General features: G+C 38.8%; 21 protein-coding genes. 6 read left to right on the forward strand and 15 right to left on the reverse strand.

Features of this window, described 5'->3' with window-relative positions:
* Positions 1 to 6: 6 nt before the first annotated feature.
* Positions 7 to 1,332 (reverse strand): 23S rRNA (uracil(1939)-C(5))-methyltransferase RlmD, encoded by a 1,326-nt coding sequence (gene rlmD, locus HJP15_RS02405; RefSeq protein ID WP_169327286.1) that lies wholly within the window; start codon positions 1,330 to 1,332, stop codon positions 7 to 9.
* 98 nt (positions 1,333 to 1,430) lie between these two features.
* On the opposite strand from rlmD, the gene barA reads away from it, so the two are divergent.
* Complete coding sequence (barA, locus tag HJP15_RS02410; RefSeq protein WP_054453818.1) at positions 1,431 to 4,196, forward strand: two-component sensor histidine kinase BarA; 2,766 nt, start codon at positions 1,431 to 1,433, stop codon at positions 4,194 to 4,196.
* Positions 4,197 to 4,274: 78 nt separating this feature from the next.
* Here barA and HJP15_RS02415 read toward each other — a convergent pair whose 3' ends face one another.
* Positions 4,275 to 5,996: an amidohydrolase gene (locus HJP15_RS02415; RefSeq protein WP_249365778.1), complete on the reverse strand. Its 1,722-nt coding sequence runs from the start codon at positions 5,994 to 5,996 to the stop codon at positions 4,275 to 4,277.
* A gap of 275 nt (positions 5,997 to 6,271) precedes the next feature.
* On the opposite strand from HJP15_RS02415, the gene HJP15_RS02420 reads away from it, so the two are divergent.
* Both HJP15_RS02420 and HJP15_RS02425 read left to right on the forward strand, forming a co-directional pair.
* Entirely contained in the window at positions 6,272 to 6,940 is a 669-nt protein-coding gene (locus HJP15_RS02420) for a response regulator transcription factor (RefSeq protein ID WP_170172994.1), read from the forward strand.
* On the forward strand, positions 6,933 to 8,102 hold the full coding sequence (locus HJP15_RS02425; RefSeq protein ID WP_170172995.1) for an ATP-binding protein: 1,170 nt from the start codon (positions 6,933 to 6,935) through the stop codon (positions 8,100 to 8,102). The genes HJP15_RS02420 and HJP15_RS02425 overlap by 8 nt, the downstream gene beginning before the upstream one ends.
* Positions 8,103 to 8,118: 16 nt before the next feature.
* Here HJP15_RS02425 and HJP15_RS02430 read toward each other — a convergent pair whose 3' ends face one another.
* Entirely contained in the window at positions 8,119 to 9,108 is a 990-nt protein-coding gene (locus tag HJP15_RS02430) for a hypothetical protein (protein WP_231658953.1), read from the reverse strand.
* Between the two features lie 107 nt (positions 9,109 to 9,215).
* On the opposite strand from HJP15_RS02430, the gene HJP15_RS02435 reads away from it, so the two are divergent.
* A complete protein-coding gene (locus HJP15_RS02435) occupies positions 9,216 to 9,680 on the forward strand; it encodes a YcxB family protein (RefSeq protein ID WP_054203404.1) in 465 nt (154 codons plus the stop codon).
* Between the two features lie 34 nt (positions 9,681 to 9,714).
* Here HJP15_RS02435 and csrA read toward each other — a convergent pair whose 3' ends face one another.
* The 8 genes from csrA to HJP15_RS21810 form a co-directional block, all read right to left on the reverse strand.
* Entirely contained in the window at positions 9,715 to 9,906 is a 192-nt protein-coding gene (gene csrA / locus HJP15_RS02440; protein WP_054203405.1) for a carbon storage regulator CsrA, read from the reverse strand.
* 84 nt (positions 9,907 to 9,990) lie between these two features.
* The gene (locus tag HJP15_RS02445) at positions 9,991 to 11,214 is read right to left on the reverse strand and encodes an aspartate kinase (protein ID WP_054203406.1); all 1,224 of its coding nucleotides are present in this window, start codon (positions 11,212 to 11,214) and stop codon (positions 9,991 to 9,993) included.
* Between the two features lie 6 nt (positions 11,215 to 11,220).
* Entirely contained in the window at positions 11,221 to 13,821 is a 2,601-nt protein-coding gene (gene alaS, locus HJP15_RS02450; RefSeq protein WP_054203407.1) for an alanine--tRNA ligase, read from the reverse strand.
* A 19-nt stretch (positions 13,822 to 13,840) separates the two neighbouring features.
* Positions 13,841 to 14,293: a regulatory protein RecX gene (locus HJP15_RS02455; RefSeq protein ID WP_054203484.1), complete on the reverse strand. Its 453-nt coding sequence runs from the start codon at positions 14,291 to 14,293 to the stop codon at positions 13,841 to 13,843.
* A gap of 11 nt (positions 14,294 to 14,304) precedes the next feature.
* Complete coding sequence (locus HJP15_RS02460; protein WP_054203408.1) at positions 14,305 to 15,093, reverse strand: BPSS1780 family membrane protein; 789 nt, start codon at positions 15,091 to 15,093, stop codon at positions 14,305 to 14,307.
* A gap of 78 nt (positions 15,094 to 15,171) precedes the next feature.
* Positions 15,172 to 15,795, reverse strand: coding sequence for a GTP cyclohydrolase II (locus HJP15_RS02465; RefSeq protein WP_054203409.1), 624 nt, complete (start codon positions 15,793 to 15,795; stop codon positions 15,172 to 15,174).
* A 212-nt stretch (positions 15,796 to 16,007) separates the two neighbouring features.
* Complete coding sequence (locus tag HJP15_RS21805; RefSeq protein WP_249365779.1) at positions 16,008 to 16,322, reverse strand: LysR substrate-binding domain-containing protein; 315 nt, start codon at positions 16,320 to 16,322, stop codon at positions 16,008 to 16,010.
* A 20-nt stretch (positions 16,323 to 16,342) separates the two neighbouring features.
* Positions 16,343 to 16,831, reverse strand: coding sequence for a LysR family transcriptional regulator (locus HJP15_RS21810; RefSeq protein WP_349304607.1), 489 nt, complete (start codon positions 16,829 to 16,831; stop codon positions 16,343 to 16,345).
* A 104-nt stretch (positions 16,832 to 16,935) separates the two neighbouring features.
* Here HJP15_RS21810 and HJP15_RS02475 point away from each other — a divergent pair, with 104 nt between their 5' ends.
* Positions 16,936 to 17,331 (forward strand): hypothetical protein, encoded by a 396-nt coding sequence (locus HJP15_RS02475; protein ID WP_054203411.1) that lies wholly within the window; start codon positions 16,936 to 16,938, stop codon positions 17,329 to 17,331.
* A gap of 90 nt (positions 17,332 to 17,421) precedes the next feature.
* On the opposite strand, the gene HJP15_RS02480 is transcribed toward HJP15_RS02475, so the two are convergent.
* The 4 genes from HJP15_RS02480 to HJP15_RS02495 all read right to left on the reverse strand — a co-directional run bounded on the left by HJP15_RS02480 (position 17,422) and on the right by HJP15_RS02495 (position 19,254).
* Positions 17,422 to 17,631, reverse strand: a complete 210-nt coding sequence (locus HJP15_RS02480; protein ID WP_054203412.1) for a cold-shock protein — start codon at positions 17,629 to 17,631, stop codon at positions 17,422 to 17,424.
* Between the two features lie 186 nt (positions 17,632 to 17,817).
* On the reverse strand, positions 17,818 to 18,027 hold the full coding sequence (locus HJP15_RS02485; protein WP_016706518.1) for a cold-shock protein: 210 nt from the start codon (positions 18,025 to 18,027) through the stop codon (positions 17,818 to 17,820).
* A gap of 181 nt (positions 18,028 to 18,208) precedes the next feature.
* Complete coding sequence (locus HJP15_RS02490; RefSeq protein ID WP_054203413.1) at positions 18,209 to 18,418, reverse strand: cold-shock protein; 210 nt, start codon at positions 18,416 to 18,418, stop codon at positions 18,209 to 18,211.
* 413 nt (positions 18,419 to 18,831) lie between these two features.
* On the reverse strand, positions 18,832 to 19,254 hold the full coding sequence (locus HJP15_RS02495) for a hypothetical protein (protein ID WP_054203414.1): 423 nt from the start codon (positions 19,252 to 19,254) through the stop codon (positions 18,832 to 18,834).
* 320 nt (positions 19,255 to 19,574) lie between these two features.
* On the opposite strand from HJP15_RS02495, the gene HJP15_RS02500 reads away from it, so the two are divergent.
* Positions 19,575 to 20,204 carry an SDR family oxidoreductase gene (locus HJP15_RS02500; protein ID WP_054203415.1) on the forward strand — a complete coding sequence of 210 codons (630 nt, stop codon included), beginning with the start codon at positions 19,575 to 19,577 and terminating at the stop codon, positions 20,202 to 20,204.
* Positions 20,205 to 20,230 lie beyond the last annotated feature (26 nt).

A 20,230-nucleotide genomic window follows, 5' to 3' on the forward strand; every position in this document is an offset into this window, starting at 1 on the left:
TGCGCTCTACCTCCTTTGAAATAACGCCATTGTTTCAATATGCCCTGTGTGCGGGAACATATTCATTAGCCCTATTTTTTCGAGTGAAAATGCCGCTTGCGTAATAATCGCGCTGTCACGGGCTAAAGTAACAGGATCGCAAGACACATATAAGATTGTTTTAAACTGCTTAAGTGGCAGTTGCTCTAAAATAGCCATAGCACCGGTACGAGAAGGGTCAAGCACCAATATATCTAAGTCTTTACTAAACCACGGCGCTTGTTGCATTGCCTGAGTTAAATCAAAACAATGAAATTGAGCATTTGTAATTTGGTTAGTTTGCGCATTTTGCGCCGCTATTGCAACCGCCGATGAAACACCTTCTACACCAATCACACTTTTTGCGTAGTTTGCAATCGCCAATGAGAAATTTCCAATGCCGCAAAACAAATCTAAAACCTGCTCTGTGCCTTTTAAATCAAGCCATTTTACGGCTTGCAATAGCATAGCCTGATTTACTTGCGCGTTAACCTGAATAAAGTTATCAAGGCCAAACTCAAATTTTAAGTCTAATTCAGGTAAATGATAAAATGGCATAGGTAAATGGCTATGCTCAATATGTTGGCTTTCACCTTGAAAAATAACACGCCACTTATGCACCAAACCAAGTTCTACAATTGTATTTTTTAACGCCTCACTAATGTTTTTTGTATGGCGAAGTACAACAAAATTATGTTTGTCAGCTTGGCATAATTGAATATGGCTCACACTTCTAAGCTCGCCATTTTGATTTAGTACTTTATCAAAAACACTAAAAATATCGCGGTACACATCGCTTAACACTTCACATTGTTTAACCGACACGATTTGCTTTGAGCCTTGAGCACGGTAACCAACGCGCATTTTCTTCGCTGTTTTGTCGTACATAACAGCTAAGCGTGCACTGCGACGGTAATGCGTTGGCGCGCTAAGTAAAGGCACTTGCCAATTCATGCCATCTAACTTGGCAAACTTTGTAAACAACTGGCTCACAGCAACTTGCTTTTCAACTAATTGTTGATCAAGGCGTAAGTGTTGCAACTGACATCCGCCACACTGTTGGTAATGCTCACAAAAAGGTTTTTCTCGTGATTCACTGGCGCTAATGACTTTGATCGTATTTGCCGCGCTGTAGCGGGCTTTATCTTCTGTTAGTTTAACTTTAACGGTTTCGCCCGGCAGTGCTCCATTTACAAAACACACTTTGTTATGGTGCTTTGCGACCCCTCGCCCCTGATGATCCATGCCTGTGATAGCCAATGTTAATGACTCTTGCGTGAGGGTTTTCTTTTTTGCTTGGAAAAACTGCGCCATCGGGCAACACCTTAAATATTGATTCTACGTGAGTGATTGATTACTAGCTTATAAGTATATACTCTTTAACTAACTAATAATGATAACAACGTTCACTTATGACTAAACTTGGTTTGCGCGACTCAGTTTTAACGCTAACACTTATTCCCACAGTGCTTATTGGGTTGTTACTTGGCGGCTATTTTACAATAAATCGTTACATTGAGCTTGATGAAATTTTATATCAGCAAGGCAGCACTATTTCTGAGCCTCTTTCAATTGCAATTGAACAACCCCTATTGGCAAAAAACAAACAACTGCTAAACCGTTTGATCAGTCATGCTCATAATAAACACTCCCCTTCAATTAAGACCATTGCCATTTTTGATGAACGCAATGAACTCGTGCTAACAAGTAACTATCATCGTGACTTTGATGATCTTATGCATGACGAAAATTTAAAAAATACCAAAACAACAAAAGTTTTAGACAATAATCACCTTATTACCTTTTTTACTCCCATCATTAATCATTCAACACCCGATTCACAATGGGACAGCGCAGCATTTCAAGCATCGCTTGGCACGGTTGTGGTACAACTAAATAAAAGTCAGGCCATTATTGGCCAACAACGCGCGTTATTAGTTACCGGTATTATTATTATTCTGGCTTTAGTACTTGCTGCGATATTGGCGATTCGTTTAAGTCATATGTTTATGACGCCTTTAAACAGGCTTGTTTTAGCAACAGATAAACTAATAGAAGGTAAAAGAGACACTGGTTTAGTGCAGCCTATGGTTGGCGAATTTGAATTATTACGCCAAGGCCTAAATACAATTTCAGATACCATGGTGGGTCAAAAAGATGAGATGCAAAAACACATTGACCAAGCCACCAGCGATTTACGTGAATCATTAGAGCTTTATGAAACACAAAATATTCAACTCAGCATTGCCAAAACAGATGCGCAAGACGCTAACCGTGTTAAATCTGACTTTTTAGCAAAAATGAGTCATGAATTACGAACGCCTCTTAACGGTGTAATTGGTTTTACTCGGCAGTTACATAAAACACCGCTTAATAAACATCAAAAAGATTACCTCGATACCATTGAGTTATCAGCCAATAGTTTAATGACTATCATTAGTGATATTTTAGATTTTTCTAAATTAGAAGCTGGTGCAATGGAACTTGAATCAATTCAATTCCAGCTACGCGATAACGTTAACGAAGTGCTCACTTTACTAGCCCCAAGTGCTGATGAAAAACAGCTCGAACTATCGATTTATATTAATTCACAAGTACCTGATAACATTACCGGTGACCCAACTCGCTTTAAGCAAGTGTTAATCAATTTGATCAGCAACGCCATTAAGTTTACTGAAAAAGGCGCAATCAAAATTGATATAGGCCATCGACTGCTTGATGAAGAGCGCGCCTCTGTTTTAGTTTCAGTTACTGATACGGGCGTTGGCATTCCAATGGATAAGCAAGATGCATTGTTTACCCCTTTTGGCCAAGCGGATTCAAGCATTACACGTAAGTTTGGGGGTACTGGTTTAGGTTTGATTATTACTAAGCATATCGTTGAAGCGATGGGCGGTCGAATAACCCTCAATTCAGCGCCGGGCCAAGGTACGTGCTTTACCTTTAATGGTGTATTTAGAATCCCTAATCATAGTTACAATAGTGATTTACCGAGTAAATCACTTGCTAACAAACGCATTTTATATCTTGAGCCGCATGAGCATACTCACCATGCTGTATTGTCATTATTAAATGAATGGCAAACTCAAGTGACGGGCTGCTTTACAGAAGAAAGCTTTTTAGCAGAGATAAACAAAGAGTTTAATTACGATATTTGTATTATCGGCCATGTTGCTGCAGTCGATGAAATGCAGCGTTTAAAAGGCTATATTAAAGCCGCTAGAGACTCTACCGATTACTTATATTTAATGCTCAATACCGTCTCTCATAATATGCGAGAAGCCTATATAGGCTGCGGTGCAGATGCATGCCTTAGTAAACCACTCAACCATCGCAAATTATGTGAAGTACTTGCAGCACCGTATCGACTTGATCACCCTGTTCATAACATTGAAGAAAACACCGAAAAGCTACTGCCGCTTAAAGTCCTTGTGGTTGATGACAACGATGCTAATTTAAAACTCATTTGCACATTACTTGAAGAGCAAATAGAGCACATAGATACCGCTCATAACGGATCCCAAGCTTATAGCATTTGTAAGAGCAATAAATACGATATTATTTTTATGGACATTCAAATGCCCATAATGGATGGTATTACTGCCTGCAAATTAATTTTAGAATCCTCATTAAATGAAGACACGCCTATTATTGCTGTCACCGCCCATGCGCTTGCTGGTGAAAAAGAACAACTCATTAAAGACGGTTTTAAAGGCTATTTAACCAAGCCAATTGATGAGGATATGCTAAAACAAATTATTAGTGATCATAGTCCACAATCGCCTCTTAAACGTGACAAAAATCGGAATATCCAAGCATACATTGAGCCTCCTTTTGTTAGCACATCGCTAGATTGGCCATTGGCATTGCAACGTGCCGGAAGTAAAAATGAGCTCGCCCTTGAAATGCTCAACATGTTACTACTGAGTGTGCCAGAAACATTGCGCCTACTTGATGAGGCCACCACTAGCCAAGATTGTGAGCATGTTTTAAGTATTATTCATAAATTTCATGGTGCGTGTTGTTATACGGGAGTGCCAAAGTTAAAGGCTCTTTCAGAAACTATTGAAACTTCGCTTAAAAATGACTGTGAACTAGAGCAAATAGAACCTGAACTGTTTGAATTACAAGATGAGCTTGAAAACCTTATGAAAGATGCCGGTTTAAGAGGTGACTAACTGTAATAACTTTAAACTCGAGTGAATGCCACTGCTATTCACTCGAATTTAAAACGGCTACTTTCAATGATTAAATTATTAACGTTTATAGACTTGCTCACCGTCTAGCAATGTCATCATCACCTTCACCGATGTAATTTCGTCTGGTTTAATGTTGAATAGGTTTTTATCAAGTACGACGAGATCAGCGTGTTTACCCACTTCAATACTGCCTACTAAATCATCTTGTCGCATCGCATACGCACTATTAATGGTGTACGCTGCAATGGCTTGCTCTAAAGTAATTGCCTGTGGTGCACGGGTAACTGCATGCATTAACCCTACTAAAGGATCAAACGTACTGACATTCCAATCACTACTAAGTGTTAGCCTTGCTCCTGCCGTTACCAGGCTTTTTATTGGTACTAAATCTTGCGCTCGCTCGGTGCCAATAAACTCAGCGACTTCAGGCCAATGCGCCGGGTTAGTAAACTCTCCCGCAACTTGCGCATCAGCAATTACATTAAGCTGTGCAAAGCGTTTATAGTCATCAGGGTCTATGACTTCTAAATGGGTAATTCGGTGACGAGATTTACCCAGAGACGCATTACCTATCGCATTGAGCGCTTCGCTGATCCCTCTATCACCAATGGCATGGATATTAAAATCAAACCCTTGGTTTTCCAGTGCTGTCAGATACTTTTCAATACGCGCTTGAGAAAAGTAATTAAGCCCTTTATTACCATATAAATCGAGCCAATTAATGGCATAAGGTTCATGCATTGCGGCGGTCGTATTAACTAAAATACCATCCATATAAAACTTTACTTGGTTTACTTTTAACAAGCTATTTTGGTCTGACTGGTACAAGCTTTTTAGCTTAGCAATTTGTTTTTCGTCATTCATTTGCGGATATGCCCACAACCCTAAATTAACTCGTAAACTTAATTTATCTTCGTCAGCAACCCGTTGCCACGTTTCTATGTGCCCGCGCTGCCAATACGTACGCGCATCGCTGATTGACGTTATGCCTGCCTTGTTCAGTTCGGGCATAGTGTATTCAATTAACCCTAAGTAATCTTGTTGCTGTGCATCTGGTAAAGACTGCATAGCAAGCTCCATCACCTGATTACCTGCGTTATCATATAAAATACCGTCAAGGTAGCCTTCTTCATCGCGACCAATCACCCCACCTATTGGATCTTTACTTTGGCTCGTAATTCCTGCCAGTTCAAGTGCTTTACTATTGACCCACATAGAGTGCGATGTTTGTTCCATGATGATCACAGGTCTATCTTTAACGGCTTCATTTATTACAGAAAGTGGCGAGTCACGCATAGCGAGTAAAGTCGCTATTTCATGCCCATAACCTATTAGCCATGTCGCATCTGGATTTTGTACCGAGGCATTATAAATAGCATCAATGTACTCATTGGCTGTAGCATAACTCGGGATACTAAATTGCGTCGCTGTAGAAGCAGATTCTAGTGGGTGCATATGCACATCGTGAAACCCTGGCAGCACCATTTTACCTTCTAAATTGAGCACGCTTGTAGTTGCCCCAATAAAATCTTGAACGTCATCGTTAGAGCCAACAAATACTATTTTGTTATCCTGCAAAGCGACTGCCTGTGCCCACGGTTGTTGACCGTTAACCGTATACACATCCGCATTATAAAGAACTTTAGTCGCCACATGCGCGTTAGAATTATTGTTATCGGTTTGTTTTTCAGATGCTTGTGATGGCGTATCACCGCAGCCAGACAGCATACAGCTGAGAGCAAAAACACTCGTTGCTAAATTCATTTTAATAGTACCCATTGTTGTCTCCAAATATTTAGCGCTACACTAACAAAGTAATGGTAACTTAAAGGTAACAGTATAGAAGCAGTTGACTTTGTATGATTAAAATACGTTCAATAAAGGGGCTATTTTATCACCCCGCGTCAGAGTACAAAGGGCAGCGCATGTTTAGCATTTATGCTACGTTATCGCCTATTGATGGGGAGTAACCACACACCACAGGCTCTACATGACTGAAAATAAACTCATTACTGTAAATTTACTCTCTAAAAATAAGCAGGCCCTAGAACACCATGATTATATTATTAGTTGAGGACGACGCAATTCTTGCACAACAAGCTATTACCTTTTTAGAAAATGAAGGTATTGAGGTGGACTATGCCCGCTCTTTAGCGCAAGCAAAAGGGATCTGTGTTGGGCAACATTATGATGCCATTATCCTTGATATCAACTTACCCGATGGCACTGGTTTATCATTAGCACAACAATGGCGTGATACTAACACCGCGCCTATTTTATTCCTCACTGCACGCAGTGCGCTTGAAGATAAACTCGCCGCATTTGCAGCAGGGGCACTTGATTATTTAACCAAGCCATTTGCACTTGAAGAATTAGTTATAAGAATAAAATTACTTGCAAAAAAACATAGCTGTGAAGCCACACACTTTAATCTTGATACCCTGAGTATCGATCTAGAAGCTAAAATTATAAAACGAGCGCAGCGCACTATTATTTTATCACCTCAACAATGGACTTTAGTCGCTTTATTACTAAGGCATAGCCCTGCTCCAGTGAGTAAAGAGATGATAATAAATACAGTTTGGCCAGATCAAGATGTAAATAACAACATGTATAAGTCACTACTTACGCGACTAAGAACGAACCTCACTAAAGATGACGAAGTGGAGCTACTGCATACGTTAAAAAAACAAGGCGTAGTGCTTAGGTTGGCAAATGACTAAAGTAAAACAACATTCAATCAGCCAATTTTTAGTATTACGTACAGCCATTACACTACTCACGATTATAGTGATTTGGATAGCTATCGTATTAAATAGCTATCACTATGCATTAGACGATACCGCCGCACATTACCTGTTTTATGATGCGGAGCAATTAGCTGAAAACCATTTGGCGCAGCCTTACATTGATGATTTTAAAATTGTTACTAAAAACATAAACGACTTACCAGCTTGGATCATTGACTTATGGCAGCAACAGCAACTAAAGCTTAACGAGGTATCGCTATTACAACACAATCGTGATGATGTTTATATTTTGCCATACGGCACAAACACCACTCCAATATTTGTAGTTCATTATTTTGCCCAAGCAGAGTCCCTCTCTTTACTCCCTTGGTTAGCGCTTATAGCTGGGATACTCACTGTCGTTATTATTGTTATCAACATAAATAGTGCGAAAAAAATCATCACTGAAACTTTAAAGCTACATGCCACTGTCCATGATAAGAAAATTCGTACTTTTTATTTTGATGAATTTGATACTGTTGCAATTCAGTTGAGGTCAATTAGAGCGCAAGAGCAAGATGCACAACAAAAAGAGCGTTTACTGTCTGCTTTTTTAAGCCATGAAGTGCGAACACCATTGAGCCAAATAAACCATTGTTTATCTTTATTCGCCCAGCAAGATGATTTACCACTTGCGGCTCTACCTATTATAGATCAACTGTCTCATGCACAAAAAAACCTCACCACAAGTAGTGATGCTATTTTAGCATTATGGCAATTAGAAGAATGCCACTTACACGAGGTAAACTTAACTACCTACCTTAAAAATTGGCAAACTAATTTAGCGAACAAAGGTGTGTGCATTGTTCTTAAAATGAGTATAAAAACTTTAAAAATCAAAACTTACAAGCCATTACTGAATTTAATGTTAGAACAAATCAGTAGAAATTATCAATATTATGCAAATGGCGATTTACAGGTAACTCTTTGTGAAACTGGCATTACATTTACTAATACTACGAATAAAGACATTACCCAAAAAGGCAATGGACTTGGCTTTATGATCATCAACCAAGCCTGTAAACAACTAAACTGGCACTATAATGTCACCCAGCAAGCAGATATGTTTACTGTGCGCTTAACATTCAATTATTAACTTAAACATAGATTGCTCAGTTACAGATTCTTACTAATGGTTTGTTGGTTTTAAGGCTCGTAATTTGCCAGTTTATCCCGTTGCTATCTTTACTTTCAGTAATGCTAACTTGGGCAATATCGCTAAACATATAGTCGCCGGGTGCATTTAAACGAGTTAAATTAGCAGCTAACTTTTGTTGGCAAAACTCACCGGTGTCGCCATGAATGACAAGTACAGGTTTTGCCACCGATTGGGCGAACTGCGCTAGTGCATCACGATAGATTTTAAAGCCATCACAATTGGCAGTAACCAACTCACTGCATGCAGCTTGCTCTGTTTTATGAGTATAAATATCTGCCTGAAAAGCTATAACATAGGCTTTGGCTTTTGGGTCTGCTTGCGCTAACCAGCTAAGGTTATTGCTATCTCTTAAGTCTGCGTGGTGATAAGCCATTTGCTTATCACTTTTTAATACTTGCCGACGACCATTATGAGTCCCCGCTATATGCAGCGTCATAAATTCAACGTCAGCGAACTGCCAACGCGCATTTTCTGTCATACTCGTTTGGCGTTTAAAGCCCGTCAGTGTAGTCACTTTTTCAAGGTAAGCCTTATCAAACATCAATTCTTTTATAAAAGCCAAACGCTCTAGCTCATCATAACGAGGGGTTAAGTTTTCACGGTCGCAGTCGGTCCAATCATTATCCCCTGGTGTAAATACAAATGGCTGCTCTGTTAAAGTGCTAAGCAGTTGCTTATGTGTTGTAAGTAACTTATCAGTGCATGGCTCTGCGCCCGCTTTCATATCACCTAAGTGCATTAAAAAACCATGAGGAGTTTGCGCTATTTTTTTGCCTAAAAGACCTGTGGGGGCTAAGTTTTTATGATCAATAATTGTATAAGGCATGTCTGCCATAACCAAAAAATCTGTCACCGGTTTTGCTTCTATTGGGCTAGCACTGAGTGAGCTTGCACTTACCAACACAATGATCGAACTCATTAAACCAAACATATTACCCATCATAAAGCGTCATTATTTTGTTTAACATCTCATAATGAAAGCCAAAAGAAACGGCTTTTTTTAATTAAGCTTGCTAAAATAGCGCAACTGTTAGAATCAATAGTAAAACTATGTTATTCACTACAAGCTACACCCTTGATAAACCTTATTTTTATGAATGTTTTGATGAATCATTGCCCTATAGTGGACAAGCAAAACCTAAATATGCTTTTTTAGCATTGCTGGTAAGCCTTGGGCTGATTGCAATATATGTAATGGATAAGCACTATTTAGGCAACTTTATGATCATGGCTGCTGTATTGGAGTGTGTTGCTTTTTACTACCGTAGACCTTGGTGGGTAACGCGTCAAATGCTCAGTCGTGCATCAGGTTCAGAAGCGACCCTAACGATTGATAAAGAAGGGTTTAAAAGCGTTAATCCGTATAAAAGCTATCAACTTGAATGGCAAAACATTGATGAAGTGATCTTTACTAATCAAGGCATTGTTTTAAAAAGTAGTAAAGGTATGCAATATATTTCAAACAGCGTACTCACTGATGACGTTATTCAATACATAAAAAAAAGAGCCACTTAATAAGCGGCTCTTTCATATCAATTCAATTGGCTAATTAATCGTTGCCCGGATTCGGGTTAGACTTTTCAGCTTGGATACGCATGTAAATTTCTTCACGGTGTACCGATACGTCTTTAGGTGCATTAACACCAATACGTACTTGATTTCCTTTAACACCTAGTACAGTGACTGTTACTTCGTCACCAATCATTAGGGTTTCACCTACTCGACGAGTTAGTATTAGCATTCTCTTGCTCCCATTATTCCAATAAATTAAAAGATTCCGCGTTCGTATCTTAAAGAAAATAAGCCTTAAAAGTAAGTAAAAACTCTAAATCGATTCATTTTCCGTTAAAAAAACCTTATGTAATGCACGTACTGCCAATTCTAAGTATTTTTCATCTATTAAAACTGAGATTTTAATCTCAGATGTTGATACTAATAACACTTGAATATTCTCTTTTGCTAATGCATCAAAAAATAAACTTGCCACACCTGAGTGTGATTTCATACCTACACCAACGGCTGATACTTTAGCTACTGAGCTACAACCTGAAACATCATCACTGTTAATACAGTGGGGATTATTACGTAATACTTCAAGCGATTGATCAAAATCATTAGTGTGTACTGTAAAAGCATAGTCTATTTTTTCAAAGTTATGATTAACTTGATTAATCATATCTATTTCGATGCCATTTTCTGAAAAAAGTTTCAATATTGACGCTAAATACTCAGTGCCACTAGGCACACCATTAACGTTAATAAGACTTTCGTCACGATTAAAAGCAATACCAGAGACCACATTACTTTTCATATCGGTTTCCTCAAAGCTAATTAGTGTGCCTTGATCTGGGTTAAAACTCGACAACACCCTTATCGGTAAATTATATTTACCAGCGGCTTCTACACAGCGAATATGCAATACCTTTGCACCGAGGCTAGCCATTTCTAACATTTCTTCAAAAGTGACATGACTCATACGCCGCGCTTTAGGCTCAATACGAGGATCGGTTGTATAGACTCCGTCAACATCTGTGTAGATTTGACATTCATCGGCACCTATTGCACCTGCAATCTCAACTGCAGAGGTATCTGTACCGCCACGACCAAGCGTTGTAATATTACCTTCAACATCACGCCCCTGAAATCCAGCTATAATTGCAATGCGATTATGCTCAAGTTCATGTTTTAGCCTTGTTGCTGCTACGTCTTCAATACGCGCTTTACCAAACATATTATCAGTACGAATATTCACTTGATCTGCTAATAAGCTCACCGCAGAATGGCCACGCTTTATAATAGCCATAGCAAGTAGTGCTACAGAAACTTGTTCACCCGTTGTTAGAAGTACATCGAGTTCACGGCTGCTCGGACGAGCATCGATTTGTTTGGCAAGATTGATGAGGCGGTTAGTCTCTCCAGACATTGCAGAGAGCACCACCACCACTTGATGTCCTTGTTGCTTAGTTTTCACAACAAGGTCGGCAACAGCTTCTATACGCTCAATAGAGCCTACCGAAGTGCCACCGAACTTTTGAACAATAAGCGCCACTTAAGCTTAAGTACGCTCAGTTAACCAAGCTGTAACACTATCAAGTGCTGCGCTTAAATGTTGTGGCTGCGAACCACCGGCTTGTGCCATATCAGGGCGACCACCGCCCTTACCGCCAACTTGAGACGCCATGTGGTTCACAAGCTCACCCGCTTTAACTTTACCGATTAAGTCTTTCGTAACACCAGCAATCAGGCTTACTTTGTCGCCATCAGCAACGCCTAAAGCAATAACACCTGAGCCAATCTTATTTTTAAGATCATCAACCATGCCGCGTAACGCTTTTGATTCAGTGCCTTCAACGTTTGCCACAAGTAGCTTAATGCCATTAATTTCAACGATTGAATCAAGTAAAGATGCACCCGCTGCGCTTGCTAACTTATCGCTTAACTGTGCAATTTGTTTCTCAAGGCCTTTTGATTTTTCAAGCAAAGCGGTTACTTTTTCAAGCACTGAGGCGCTATCGCCTTTTACCAGTGCCGCTACATCGTTTAAATGCTGCTCTTGCGTGCTCACGTAAGCTATGGCATCAGCGCCTGTTACCGCTTCAATACGACGTACACCAGCAGCAATACCACTTTCAGATACGATTTTGAATAAACCGATATCACCGGCACGATTTACGTGAGTACCACCACACAGCTCAATCGAGTAATCGCCAATGGTGACTACGCGAACTTCGTCATCGTATTTTTCACCAAATAACGCCATTGCGCCTTTTTCTTTGGCCTCATCGATTGCCATCAACTCAGTGTTAAGGGCAAAGTTACGACGAATTTCGTCGTTTACTACACGCTCAATTTCACGTAGCTCAGCTTTAGTAACCGCTTCAAAATGCGAGAAATCAAAACGTAAACGTTCAGGGTCTACTAATGAGCCTTTTTGCGATACGTGGTCGCCTAATAACTGACGCAGTGCTTCGTGTAGAATATGCGTAGCAGTATGGTTCTTTTTAACGCGATCGCGACGCGCATCATTAATGTTTGCATCTACTTTGTCGTTCACACCAATACGACCCATCACTGTTCCGTGATGTGCAAAAGCATTACCAAGCTTGGTTGTATTAGTAACAGTAAATTCACCACCGGCAACTGTTAGCGTGCCTGTGTCGCCAACTTGGCCACCTGATTCAGCGTAGAATGGTGTACGGTCCAGCACTACAATACCTTGTTGGCCATCTTCAAGTACTGATACCGTTTCACCTTGTGCGAACATTTCGATTACAGTACCGCTATAATGTGTTGCAGTGTAGCCTTTAAAGTCTGTGTGTTTATCAGATTTTAATTGTTGGTTGTAATCTGCACCAAATTTACCCGCTTGCTGGGCAGTCTTACGCTGCACAGCCATGCACTCTTGGAAGCCTTGCTCATCAATACTCATAAAGCGCTCACGGGCAACGTCAGCGGTTAAATCAGCAGGGAAACCGTATGTATCATAAAGTTTAAAGACTAATTCACCAGGGATCACATCACCGGTTAAACTCGTTAAGCTATCTTCTAAAATAGCTAAACCACGCTCAAGTGTTTTACCAAACTGCTCTTCTTCGATACGCAGTACTTTTTCAATAATTTCTTGTTGTTTTGCAAGCTCAGGGTACGCTTGACCCATTTGCTCGATTAACGCCGCTACTAATTTATAAAAGAAAGAACCTTGTGCGCCTAGTTTGTTGCCGTGGCGAACCGCGCGGCGAATAATGCGGCGCAGTACATAACCACGACCTTCATTTGATGGCATTACACCATCTGAGATCAAAAATGCACATGAACGAATATGATCCGCGACTACGCGCAGTGATTTATCATCCATATCTTGTGCATTGGTCACTTCTGCAGCTGCTTTAATCAAGCCTTGGAATAAATCTATTTCGTAATTTGAATGTACGCCTTGTAAAATAGCGGCAATACGCTCAAGACCCATGCCCGTATCAACAGACTGCTTAGGAAGCGGCTCCATCGCACCGTCGCTTTGACGGTTATACTGCATGAATACCAAGTTCCAAATTTCAATGAAACGGTCGCCATCCTCTTCAGGCGAGCCTGGAGGGCCGCCCCAAATATGTTCGCCATGATCATAAAAAATTTCAGAACATGGGCCACATGGACCAGTGTCACCCATTGACCAAAAGTTATCTGAGGTAGCAATACGAATAATACGCTCTTCAGGCAAACCAATTTCGTTAGCCCAATAACCAAATGCTTCTTCATCGTCATGATAAATAGTAACAAGCAGTTTTTCTTTAGGTAGTTTTACTACGTCGGTTAAAAATTCCCAAGCAAACTTAATCGCGTCTTGCTTAAAGTAATCACCAAAACTAAAGTTACCTAACATTTCAAAGAATGTATGGTGACGGGCTGTGTAGCCTACATTTTCTAAATCGTTATGCTTACCACCGGCACGCACACAACGTTGTGAGCTTGTTGCGCGGTTATAAGGGCGACTTTCTGCGCCTAAAAATACGTCTTTAAATTGTACCATGCCGGCATTATTAAATAATAATGTCGCATCGTTACCCGGAATAAGCGAGCTTGATGGAACAATTTGATGTTGTTTACTGGCAAAAAAGTCTAAAAACTGTTGCCTGATCTGTGCGGTAGTCATGTGCTGCATGTGAACGTCTCACCCATTTTTACTGTGCTTGCATTGCAAAATCTATTTGTTCGTAACTGAACCCTCGATACATTAAGTAGCGCACGCGCTTAGCTTTTTCTTTGTGATCGAAGTCGTCCTGTGAATTTGAATATTTCTTTAAATACGCATCCTGCGCTAACTCAAACCAATCTATTTCAAATGATTCAATAACACTTTCTAAAAGTGTTCGGTCAATCCTTTTTCCCATGGCTTCGCTTTGTATACGCTTTAAACCATGTTTTTTAGCAATATGACGACGAACAAACCCTTCAATATAACGCTGCTCATTAATAAAATTGTGCTCTTCGCACCAATCTAATAAAGCCTCGATAAATTCAGGCGTTGCCTCTTTTTGCTGTAATTTTTGGGTTAACTCTCGACGCGAATATTCTTGGCGTCCGAGTAACCAAAGTACATAATTCTTTAGCTTTTTTTGTAAAGCTTCATCCATTTCATCAGCCATTACGCGTCAAAACGACCGCTGTCATCATTATGCTGCTGCGCCACAGGCTTTTCATCTGCTGGCGGTACAATCGGCATAAAAATAGCTTGATAAGAAACAAAAAAACTAATGTAACAAATCGGCATTAAAACCAACAGAGGCAAGAATGATAAGAACATTGAAAACATCATCAAACCCGCTGCAATTGCGCCGTATATACTCAGTGGAGCCATGTTGTGATAAAACACCATAAATGAGCTTTTTAGCACTTCAAATATATGTTTTTGTTTATTAAAATAAACCAGTGGTACAGCGTACGCAAACGCGGTTAAATAAACCGACAAAGCAATTAAAAACAAAGCCACATTTGCCATCGAAATACTGTTAATGACTTGCTGCAATGCGATATTTGGATCTACATTTGGATTACTCATAATTTCAACCGCTTCACCAAATAAACCACTGGCTAATAGTGCCATCAGTATACCCGCTGCCATTTGGTACAATGCCAAACGTAATAGCCCCATTCGATTACCTTTAGCCGTGAAAGGCTTAAGAATATCGGCCAGCATAATTTTTCCGCCTTGCTGCTTAGTAATTACCGCTTGGTAAAAACCAGCCGTTAAAAATGGCGTTGCAAGCGCGGCTAATATTTGCAAAAAAGGCAAAAATAGCGACAGTAAGCCGACAATACCTATAAATAAGTGCATAAAAATAAAGGTAAATGGCTGTGTTTTAAAAATATGCCACCCAGCTTTAAACCATTTCAGCCCAGCATCGGCTTTAAATACTCGTAATTCAATTGACATACTAGCTCTTAAATTAGCAACAAAACACGCCGAGTATAACTCGGCGCAAGGTGGGATCACAGAGTTGAAAGCTCAAAACTATGGTTTTTTAATCTTCTTTATATCTAACATGTGCGCGCCGTGCTTAATTTTAGTTTCTAAATAAGCACGATTCCCTACGACACCCGCTTTAATATGAGCGTGAGTGCCTACAACTGAATCAACCTCAATCCCAGCATCTCGCAGTGCATTTAATTTATTTGGGTTATTTGTCATTAATTTAACATGATTTAACCCCATCGCTTCAAGCATCAAAACGGCGTCTGAAAAGTCACGTAAGTCATCAGCAAACCCTAAATGATTATTTGCTTCATAGGTATTCATACCTTGTGATTGCAATACATAAGCATCGATTTTGTTATATAAACCAATGCCGCGCCCTTCTTGGCGTAAATAGAGCAAAATACCACCCTGTTGGTTCATCATCTCAATACATTCATTGAGTTGTTCGCCACAATCACAGCGAGATGAATGAAATACATCGCCTGTTAAACACTCAGAATGCATACGGATAAGTGGTACAGATTGCTCTGTATCTGCACGGTTAAATACCAATGCAACATGCTCTTGACCATCTTTTAAACCGCTGAATGAGATTATTTCTGCGGGAATATCACTGTTTTTGCCAACATTAAGCTGGACTCTAGCTCTTACTTGCGCCACGACAAATCCAAATTTTAAGAATAAATGCGATGTTATAAAGTGTGATATTATCACGAGGTGTACTTGTATTTAAAATAATGCAACATCGCAATAAGTAATCACTATATTGAGGCAATTACCAACAATTCAAGCATTATACCTTAGATAGCGCATAGGCTAAATCGCCAATTTAACTTACCTATACCTTACGGCTGAGATATAAAATAAAAACTTTAAATCAGTGAGGTACCTTCGATAACTGCAACTACACTCTTTGGTAACTTTCGATAAGCTAATACAATCGAGCGCATTATAGGGTTATTTAAGACAATCGGAATATACTTTAAATCACATTCTTTTTGAATGTATGATTCAGGTATAACAGCAACTCCGAAACCTAACTTTACAAGGCCTTGAAGCTGAAAGTCATGGATAGCTTTGCCTTGATAAGTGATTGATATGTTTTCATCACTAATAAGTCTTTCAAATGCTTTTCGATTAGTGCAGTAAGGCCTTTCAATAAAGGCTAACCCTTGCAACTCATTCAAACCCACTGTTTTATTTTTCGCTAAGGGTGATCTTTATGTACGATCAGCTTATAGCCTTCTTGGTTTAGCCCTTTAAATTTAAACTGTGGTGGTAATAATTGCTCATCAATCAGCGCTATTTGCGCTTGTTCAATAACATCAACGATGAATAAGTTAACATTTATAGGTGTATTTTTTATCAGTTCTAGAATATTAGCGTAGCGCTCGATATTTATATCCGGCTGCACATATAGATTTAACTCGTGCACATTGCTAGGTATAAAAGCGGCCTCTAACTGCTGGTTTTGTAACAGTAAATCACTCGCAAGTTTGTAAAGCTTATGGCCATCAGCGGTGGGTTTTATACCTCGTTTACTGCGTTCAAATAACTTAACACCTAAACTTATTTCCAGAGTTTTAATAGCATGAGTAACTGAAGGCTGAGCAATGAAACATCGCGATGCCGCTGCAGTGATTGATCCTTCCTCATATGCTGAGATGAAGTAAGTTAATGGCCTAACCTCTATCACATAATTTACCTATGGATTGATAATATAAACAATATTATACCTATAGCTATGAATTTGCTAATTTCAACTGAGAAAACAATACAATTAACCAAAAGGACTAAAAAATGATTGAACGCTATAGTGATATTGCAATTCATAAAGTTTTAAATTTATTCGAAAAAGGAAATATGGCATTACTAGATTTAATTGCTGACGATATTGATCTGCGTATAGAGCATTACAAAGATGATGCGCAAACCAGTTGGCAACAATGCAATGACAAAGCTGGCTTTATAACTTTATTAACTCGTCTAAGTACTGATATTTTTCCTAAAGGAACCCTTATTACAAGCATGGGATCTCAAGCTTTAGGGGATGGCTGGCATATAACAACCTTTGATCAATCATTTTGGTATGGTGAAGCAAAAAAAGACGTTAGCAGCCGTACTTATATTATTTCTCATGAGTTGGCAGGTAAAGTGGATTATTTTCGCGAAACTGTGAGTACGATAAGATACTGAATAAAAGAATGTGAAATGTATTAAAAATGCAGAGGTTATTTTAAATAATAATATTAATGGGTTATTGCTAACCCATTAAATTGTATGCAATTAGATGCAAACGATGTTTTCAGCTTGTGGACCTTTTTGACCTTGAGTAACAGTAAACTGTACACGTTGGCCTTCAGCAAGAGTTTTGAAACCGTCGCCTGAGATTGCACTGAAATGAGCAAAAACGTCAGGACCTGACTCTTGTTCGATAAAACCGAAACCTTTTGCTTCGTTGAAAAATTTAACTGTACCAGTTGTAGTGTTAGACATAATAGATATCCTAAAAATTAATAAAAGTGTGCCATAAAGAGGCGATTGAGCTGGAAAAAACAAATATTTAACTGAGGATAACGCGTAGAATTATTACTAATAACAACGTGGTACGTACAAATAAACAATCTTTCTTTCAAACTTCTAAACATTAATGGGTTATTGCTAACCCATTAAATAAGGCAATTAGATGCAAACGATGTTTTCAGCTTGCGGGCCTTTTTGACCTTGAGTAACAGTAAACTGTACACGTTGGCCTTCAGCAAGGGTTTTAAAACCATCGCCAGAGATAGCACTGAAATGAGCAAAAACGTCAGGACCTGACTCTTGTTCGATAAAACCGAAACCTTTTGCTTCATTAAAGAATTTAACTGTACCAGTTGTTGTAGTAGACATAATAGATATCCTAAATATAGTAAATGTGTGTCTGTAATTCAGACGATTGAGCCGGAAAAAATATTTAACTGAGGACAGCGCGTATAATTATTACTAATAACAACGTGGTACGTACAAATAAACAATTTTTTTTCAAACTTATATATTGACGGGTTAGTAATAACCCATCAATTTAAACAATTTAGATGCAAACGATATTTTCAGCTTGCGGGCCTTTTTGACCTTGAGTAACAGTAAACTGTACACGTTGGCCTTCAGCTAGAGTTTTAAAGCCATCACTTGTGATTGCGCTGAAATGAGCAAAAACATCAGGGCCTGACTCTTGTTCAATAAAACCAAAACCTTTAGCTTCGTTAAACCATTTTACTGAACCAGTAGTTGTAGTAGACATAATAGTATCCTAAGAATTAATAAAAGTGCGCCTTTAAAATAGGCAATTTAACAAGGAAGAAAACGAATATTTAACTGAGGATAACGCGAAGGATTATTACTAATAACAACGTGGTACTTACAAATAAACAGGGCTTTCTATCAACCCGATGCGAAGAAGGATAACAGTAAATCCGACCATAGAACAAGTTTTATTTAATTTTATTTATATATTAACACGAAGAAAACTATCAAACGGTCGTGTTATTGATACTTTCAAAAGCTCTTCCCCTTGTTAACATTGTCCTGCAGCAAGATCCCACTTTATTAATAATTATTAACGATGTTGACAACTTTAATAATTATTAATAAGTGCAATGTTTATTTTTAAGCTAAACGCGTCCAATTATTTCTATTTAAATAATGCGTTCACTATTATTTAGCTGAAAGTTTTTCTAATAATTCGTCAATTTCAGTTTTTAGCTCTTTATCTGCGATTTTATTCGCGCTTACTTTAGCGTTTTCAAGACTTGTAATTGCAGCCTCAATTTGGCCTAGCTCTATTTGCATAGTCGCTATTGAGTAAGCGATTGATGACATGTAATCCTTCGCGTTAATTTCTACCGCTTTTGCTAATGCCTTTTCATACAATAATACTGCATCTTCAAACTCGTCAGTAAAATCTGCTAACGTTTCCCACTGAACGGGATGATCTTTATCGGTGCTTTCGTTTTCAATACACAATGCTTTTAGCTCAGCGTAAAGAGCATCAAACCTAGTTTGGTTTTTTCTTTGTGCTGCATCTACAAGCTCGCCAGCTAAATTTAAAACTATTTTATAAAGCTTAGTATTCATCATTGTTCATTGCCTTTTTTGTAAAAATAAAACCCATACTTAATCATATTATTGTGTACTAAAAATAGTGCCTCGAAAAATAAAAAAAGACCGAGCAAGCATTAAATTAAGAAATAAAATGATAACACAGCAACTACGCTTATTTCATTTACTCCACTTTTTATTGCACGTTTCATGCAACTTTAAGATAAAGATGACCCTGTCTTAGTTAAAGCATGTTTAGTGCTTACTTGTTATATACCCCTTTAAAAATAAATATCTCCCCCAAGCTCTATTGTTACGCGAGTAATTTAGCGATTCATTTATAACGAAAGGAGTTAACAATGGGCAAAACATTAATCATAGGTGCAAGTGGCCAAATAGGTAAAATGACGACACAATTACTACTTAATGATCAGCAGCATGTTATCGCGCTTGTTCGCGATAAAAATAAGTTAAGCGATTTAAGTAGTAGCTACTTGGATATTATCGAGCAGGATCTTGAAAGTGACTTTAGCCAAGCGTTTGATGGCTGTGAGCAAGTAATCTTTGCCGCAGGTTCAGGTGGTAGTACGGGTGATGATAAAACGTTATTAATTGATTTATGGGCGGCAACTAAAGCCGTAAATTATGCAAAACAATATGGCATTAAGCGCTTTATCATGGTCAGTTCAATTGGTGCAGATAACCCGGATGCAATCCAAAGCGATTTAAAACCTTATTTAGTGGCAAAACACATGGCTGATAAGCATTTAATAAATAGTGGCTTAAATTATACAATCGTACGCCCAGGCTCACTCACCGACGAAGATGCTTCACTAAAAATTACCACACAACAACCCAGTGAGCGAAATGAGGCTAAAATCAGTCGAGAAAACGTTGCGAATGCGCTATTACAAATAGCCAACCATTCAACAAACGAAAATAGCATCTTTGAGTTATTCGATGGCGATAAGCCAATCACTTCACTTTAATCGCATTCCATATTAAAAGCGGCTCA

Origin of the sequence: Pseudoalteromonas sp. NEC-BIFX-2020_002, from assembly GCF_013002825.1 — a bacterium.
Taxonomy (GTDB): Bacteria; Pseudomonadota; Gammaproteobacteria; order Enterobacterales; family Alteromonadaceae; genus Pseudoalteromonas; species Pseudoalteromonas neustonica.

Coding starts and splice junctions, on each gene's coding strand:
- HJP15_RS02480 (WP_054203412.1), bottom strand. CDS start 17,631: ATGTCTAACACTACAACTGGTACAGTTAAATTTTTCAACGAAGCAAAA.
- HJP15_RS02425 (WP_170172995.1), top strand. CDS start 6,933: ATGACTAAAGTAAAACAACATTCAATCAGCCAATTTTTAGTATTACGT.
- HJP15_RS02430 (WP_231658953.1), bottom strand. CDS start 9,108: ATGATGGGTAATATGTTTGGTTTAATGAGTTCGATCATTGTGTTGGTA.
- HJP15_RS02500 (WP_054203415.1), top strand. CDS start 19,575: ATGGGCAAAACATTAATCATAGGTGCAAGTGGCCAAATAGGTAAAATG.
- HJP15_RS02435 (WP_054203404.1), top strand. CDS start 9,216: ATGTTATTCACTACAAGCTACACCCTTGATAAACCTTATTTTTATGAA.
- HJP15_RS02420 (WP_170172994.1), top strand. CDS start 6,272: ATGATTATATTATTAGTTGAGGACGACGCAATTCTTGCACAACAAGCT.
- barA (WP_054453818.1), top strand. CDS start 1,431: ATGACTAAACTTGGTTTGCGCGACTCAGTTTTAACGCTAACACTTATT.
- HJP15_RS02475 (WP_054203411.1), top strand. CDS start 16,936: ATGATTGAACGCTATAGTGATATTGCAATTCATAAAGTTTTAAATTTA.
- HJP15_RS02490 (WP_054203413.1), bottom strand. CDS start 18,418: ATGTCTACTACAACTACTGGTTCAGTAAAATGGTTTAACGAAGCTAAA.
- HJP15_RS02460 (WP_054203408.1), bottom strand. CDS start 15,093: ATGTCAATTGAATTACGAGTATTTAAAGCCGATGCTGGGCTGAAATGG.
- csrA (WP_054203405.1), bottom strand. CDS start 9,906: ATGCTAATACTAACTCGTCGAGTAGGTGAAACCCTAATGATTGGTGAC.
- HJP15_RS02485 (WP_016706518.1), bottom strand. CDS start 18,027: ATGTCTACTACAACAACTGGTACAGTTAAATTCTTTAATGAAGCAAAA.
- rlmD (WP_169327286.1), bottom strand. CDS start 1,332: ATGGCGCAGTTTTTCCAAGCAAAAAAGAAAACCCTCACGCAAGAGTCA.
- HJP15_RS02455 (WP_054203484.1), bottom strand. CDS start 14,293: ATGGATGAAGCTTTACAAAAAAAGCTAAAGAATTATGTACTTTGGTTA.
- HJP15_RS02495 (WP_054203414.1), bottom strand. CDS start 19,254: ATGATGAATACTAAGCTTTATAAAATAGTTTTAAATTTAGCTGGCGAG.
- alaS (WP_054203407.1), bottom strand. CDS start 13,821: ATGCAGCACATGACTACCGCACAGATCAGGCAACAGTTTTTAGACTTT.
- HJP15_RS02415 (WP_249365778.1), bottom strand. CDS start 5,996: ATGGGTACTATTAAAATGAATTTAGCAACGAGTGTTTTTGCTCTCAGC.